Below are 4,289 nucleotides of genomic sequence, written 5' to 3'. Positions count from 1 at the left end.
GGGATGCAGAACTCATCGATCACCGGTGACCCTTCCCCGGCCAACGACTTCGGGGACTGGAAGCACGCGTCCGGGCAACTCGGATCGAGGACGGGGTGCAGCGCGACCCAGTGGGCGGCCAACCTTATAGACCGGATCTCGGAATCGCGACGCTCGTCCTGGTCGGCCCGCAACGCAACCAGCACTCCGGCCGGGGTGTCCGGCAGAGTGGTGGTGGTGCTGGTGCGGGTGGTCGAGTTCATGTCTTCAGCCAACACGAAGGCACCGACATTGCGGCCTCGGAAACGGGCTGTTTTCGGGGTCTGGGGAAAGTACTTCTAGCCAAGGCAGGATGGGGCCATGCCCCGCCGCTTGTCCGTGACCCTCACCTCCGTTGTCCGGCTTGCATTGGCGACCGCCTTGGCGTCGAGCTGCGTTGTCTTCGTAGGCGGCACTGCGGTCTGGCGCTTGGAGGGCGACCGACCTGGCACCACGTTTCGCTCTTTGGGCGACGGCGTTTGGTGGGCGCTGACCACTCTGACGACGGTGGGCTACGGCGATCATGTGCCCGAAACCACCTCCGGGCGGGTCGTCGCCGCAATCATCATGATCATGGGCGTGGCCGTCCTCGGCGCGGTGGCGGCGGTCGTGGCGCTGATCTTCGCCTCGTCCGTGGCACGCCGCGAGGAAGGCATCCTGGAGGCCGAGGGGAGGTCGTTGGAAGCGCGCCTCGAGGCACGGCTGGACACGCTCGACGCGCGTCTTGCAGGTATAGAGAAGCACCTGGAACGCCTCACTCCCGGTGCCGACGCTCGCGGGCGATGAGGCGGGGCGTCGGCGTCGTCACGCGGTCCCTTCCGGCCTCGGGTTCGACGCCAGCGGATTCACGCGATCGAACTACTCCGAGCTGAAGACTCTCAGGTGACCGCGCTTCTCACCACGACGCGGGTCGTCGGCGGAGTGGATCGGCGGGGCGGGCTCGGGAGGGCGCGCGGCCTCGCGGACGGCGTCGGCCAGGGCCAGCAGGTCGTCGGAGCTCGGGCCCCGGGACGTGATGTCGGAGGCGAGCCGCAGCACCTCCCAGCCGCGCGGGGCGGAGAGTCGCTCCGAGTGGAGCTCGCACAGGTCGTAGGCGTGCGGTTCGGCGTACGTCGCAAGAGGTCCGAGCACGGCGGTCTGATCGGAGTACACGTAGGTCAGCGTCTTGACGGCGCTGCGCCCGCAGGCGGTGCGCGAACAGCGACGGCGACTCACAGACCCGACGCTACCCGCCGACCCGCCGCCTGCCCTTTAGGCTCGCGGTGTGAATGAGGGCAGGCGGTTGACCCGCGACCGTCGCGGCCGGGGCCAGCGCGGCCCGGGCATCGTGCCGCGAGAGCCGGGGGTCCCGGAGCGACCGACCCGCCGCGAGCGCTTCGACCGGATCGTCATCGACATCGTCACCGAGGTCGACGCCCGCTGGCAGCGGCAGCTGGGACTCGTCGAGTATGCCGTCGAGGACACTCCCCTCCTGCCCGACGACTGGGGCGAGGAGACGGTGCCGCTGTCGTCGCTGATCCGCGGCACCGGTGGCAATGCCAGCCGGCTCGTGCTCTTCCGGCGGCCGATCGAGCACCGGTGCGAGTCGCGGGCCGAGCTCGAGGCCATGGTGCTGACGTTGATCATCGAGCAGGTCGCCGAGCTTCTCGGGCTTCCGCCCGAGGATGTCGACCCGCGCTACGCCGGCTAGGAGTCAGCGCAGCGCCGGACGCACGTCCGCCACGCGGCCGTCCAGGACCAGCTCCGGGAACGGGAGCACTGCCAGGCCGGGCGGACCGACCTCGAGGGCCGCCACGACGCCGGAGCGCCGGACCGTCAGATCGACCACGGCACCCTTGCCCGGGAGCTTGATCCGGCTCGCCAGACCGGGCGTCAGCTCGACGCGCTGGCGGGCGATCTCCTTGCCGTTGCGATCGGTCACGACGTACGTCGCCACACCGACCCCGTCAGCACCGGACAGCACCAGCCGCGCAGGTCCCCGCGGGATCGCGAGCGCGGCGCGCGCCTCGACGCGCGCCCCGGCCACGGCGTGGGACAGGTCGCCTCCGGCGACGCTGCGCAGCGACGCCGTCACCGGCTGGGTTGCGTCGACACGCACTCCGAGCGCACCCGCGGCGGCGCCACTTCGGAGCAGCTCGGTGAGGTCGACGGTCTCGGTGGAGCCTGGCGCGACGCGGATCTCGTCGGCATCAGCGGGCGTGAACTCGCTCTGTTTGGTGACCACCTTGAGCTCGACGCGCGCCTCGCTCTCCCCTGGGTTGGCCAGCACGAGCGTGCGGTCGCCCGGCTTGCCCCCCAGCCCGAGGAGGTACGCCGACGTGTCGGCCGCGCTCTGGGACGGCAGCCAGTCCTGGCTGCGCGTGCCTGCGCCGAGCTCGTCGAACTGGTCCACGACGTCGATGCCCAGCCGGCCCCGCGCGACCAGCACGTGCAGGGCCAGATCGTCGCGGGTGGGCACGACGTCGGCCAGGTCGAAGCGCATCGTGCGGCCGCCCGGCACCGTGACTCCACGCAGTGCGGGCACCTCCACCGGTCCGTCCGGGCCGAGCACCGTCACGTCGGCCACGGCCGGGCCGCCGTCGGGGTTGACGAGCTCCAGGGTCGAGGAGTGTTCCGGAGCCGCGCCGACTCCGGTGAACCACTGCTCCGGTTGCGGTGCGGAGCAGGCGACGGCCGAGGTGTCGCCATACCTCACTGCGAGGAAGCCCGCCGCAAGCTCGCCCTCCGCCTGGGCGACGAAGGCGGCCTTCACCTCGGTCCGGGTCGTGCCCGCGAGCGCGACCGTGTCCTCGTCCGGGAGCCGGACCGTGACGTCACCGGTGGCGCCGTCGGCATTGGCCAGGGCGATGGCGCCGGTCCCCGGCAACGCTGCCGGACAGACGAGGGTCGCGCGGGTCAGCGGCACGTCGGTCGGCGGATGCGTGCTCGACGGCTCGTCCACCGGGCGCACGAGCGCCAGCGCGAGGACCGTGAGGAGGGGCACGAGGACGGCGAGGATCTCGAGCGGGCCGATGCGAGCGCCGAGCGCGCCCCGGATGGCCGGGGCCGAACGCCGGCCCGGGCTGGTCGGGTCAGTCATCCTCGCGCCCCTTTCGCAGCGTCGGGGCGGCCAGCACCAGCACCACCAGGATCGCTGCGCCCTGGACGATCAGCAACAGGACCCGCCAGACGGAGGTGTGGCTCTCGACGTCGACGGCCGCCAGCGGACGATCGACACGCCAGGCCCGGGTCGACCGGTCCTCGGCGCTGGCCTGGTCGAGCCCAGCGGTGGCGTCGAGCCCGGCGGCCACGGTGCCGTCGGCCGGTGAGGGCAGGACGACGTACTCGATGCCGGCATCTCCCAGCGCCTTGACCACCGACGCCGTGGGCGCCGAGACGAGCGCCCGCACCTGGGCGTCGAAGTCGCGGTCGACGTCGGCCAGCGCGAGGATCTCGTCCTCGCCGAGGGTGATGCCGTCGCCGCGACGGATGCGGTAGTCGACCCCGGAGTCGACCGAGCCGCGGATGACGAGCACGCCGTGCTCGTCGCCGAGCTGGGAGCTCTGCTCCATGTAGGCGGGGACCACGGCCTGTTCGGTGCGCGTCAACGCGTCGTCCTGGTTGACCAGCCACCATCCGAGACCGCCGAGGGGCACCGCGGCCGCGACGACGGCGAGCAGCGCGGCCAGCGCGCGCTGCCAGAACGGGTGCGACCGGCCGTCGTGGAGCCGGCGCACGTAGGCCTCCGCGCCGATCACGATGGCGATCACGGCCACCCCCTGGAGGATCACCACGAACAGCCCCAGGCTCGGACGGGTCTCGACGGCCGGTAGCGACAGGCGCACCCAGCCGAGCACGGCGGCGACCAGGGCGGCAGCCAGCGCGACCAGCCAGCAGACGATCACCGGAGCGCGGGTCGAGCGAGGCAGCAGCGCCAGCAGGGCGAGTACGGCGAGGAGCGCGCCCAGCCACCACGGCGCGCCGAGGTCACCGAGCCGGCCCGTCACCAGGCCGACGAAGTCGACGCGGTCGCCCGGGAGCCGGCCGGCCTCGAGGAGCAGTCCGGGGGCCGAGCCGGTGGTGACGAGCGGGAGCAGCCAGGGTGCCAGCAGCACGGGCACCGCGAGCAGGGCGGCCACCGGAGGTCCCCAGGCGTCACGGTCCTTGAGCAGCCGCGGCGAGACGAATGCGGCCGCACCCAGCACGATGGCGGCCACGAGGAGGGCGAACAGCCAGACCCCGGGGACGAAGGCGGCACCGAGCGCCACCAGCAGCGCGGTGCGCCAGGCGGC

Annotated in this window: 5 protein-coding genes and 1 pseudogene; 2 read left to right on the top strand and 4 right to left on the bottom strand. The window is 72.6% G+C overall.

Annotation, left to right across the window (positions count from 1 at the left end):
* Window positions 1–242 (bottom strand): annotated as a pseudogene (locus RMO85_RS01250) (hypothetical protein); the annotation flags it as partial.
* A 97-nt stretch (window positions 243–339) separates the two neighbouring features.
* Between RMO85_RS01250 and RMO85_RS01245 the strand changes: the two are divergent.
* Window positions 340–804 (top strand): potassium channel family protein, encoded by a 465-nt coding sequence (locus RMO85_RS01245; protein WP_310525952.1) that lies wholly within the window; start codon window positions 340–342, stop codon window positions 802–804.
* A 72-nt stretch (window positions 805–876) separates the two neighbouring features.
* Here the strand turns inward: RMO85_RS01245 and RMO85_RS01240 are convergent, their stop codons facing one another.
* Entirely contained in the window at window positions 877–1,233 is a 357-nt protein-coding gene (locus tag RMO85_RS01240) for a DUF3499 domain-containing protein (protein WP_310525951.1), read from the bottom strand.
* 49 nt (window positions 1,234–1,282) lie between these two features.
* On the opposite strand from RMO85_RS01240, the gene RMO85_RS01235 reads away from it, so the two are divergent.
* On the top strand, window positions 1,283–1,708 hold the full coding sequence (locus RMO85_RS01235) for a metallopeptidase family protein (RefSeq protein ID WP_310525950.1): 426 nt from the start codon (window positions 1,283–1,285) through the stop codon (window positions 1,706–1,708).
* Between the two features lie 3 nt (window positions 1,709–1,711).
* On the opposite strand, the gene RMO85_RS01230 is transcribed toward RMO85_RS01235, so the two are convergent.
* Both RMO85_RS01230 and RMO85_RS01225 read right to left on the bottom strand, forming a co-directional pair.
* Window positions 1,712–3,097 (bottom strand): DUF5719 family protein, encoded by a 1,386-nt coding sequence (locus RMO85_RS01230; RefSeq protein ID WP_310525949.1) that lies wholly within the window; start codon window positions 3,095–3,097, stop codon window positions 1,712–1,714.
* The coding region (locus RMO85_RS01225) for a hypothetical protein (protein ID WP_310525948.1) at window positions 3,090–4,289 on the bottom strand (1,200 nt) is incomplete at its 5' end. The genes RMO85_RS01225 and RMO85_RS01230, both read right to left, overlap by 8 nt.

Source organism: Nocardioides sp. (genome assembly GCF_031422975.1).
In the GTDB taxonomy this organism is placed as follows: Bacteria; Actinomycetota; Actinomycetes; order Propionibacteriales; family Nocardioidaceae; genus Nocardioides.
Note: the sequence above shows the minus strand (reverse complement) of the source record. Positions and strands in the feature narration are given on the sequence as shown.

Coding starts and splice junctions, on each gene's coding strand:
- RMO85_RS01245 (WP_310525952.1), top strand. CDS start 340: ATGCCCCGCCGCTTGTCCGTGACCCTCACCTCCGTTGTCCGGCTTGCA.
- RMO85_RS01230 (WP_310525949.1), bottom strand. CDS start 3,097: ATGACTGACCCGACCAGCCCGGGCCGGCGTTCGGCCCCGGCCATCCGG.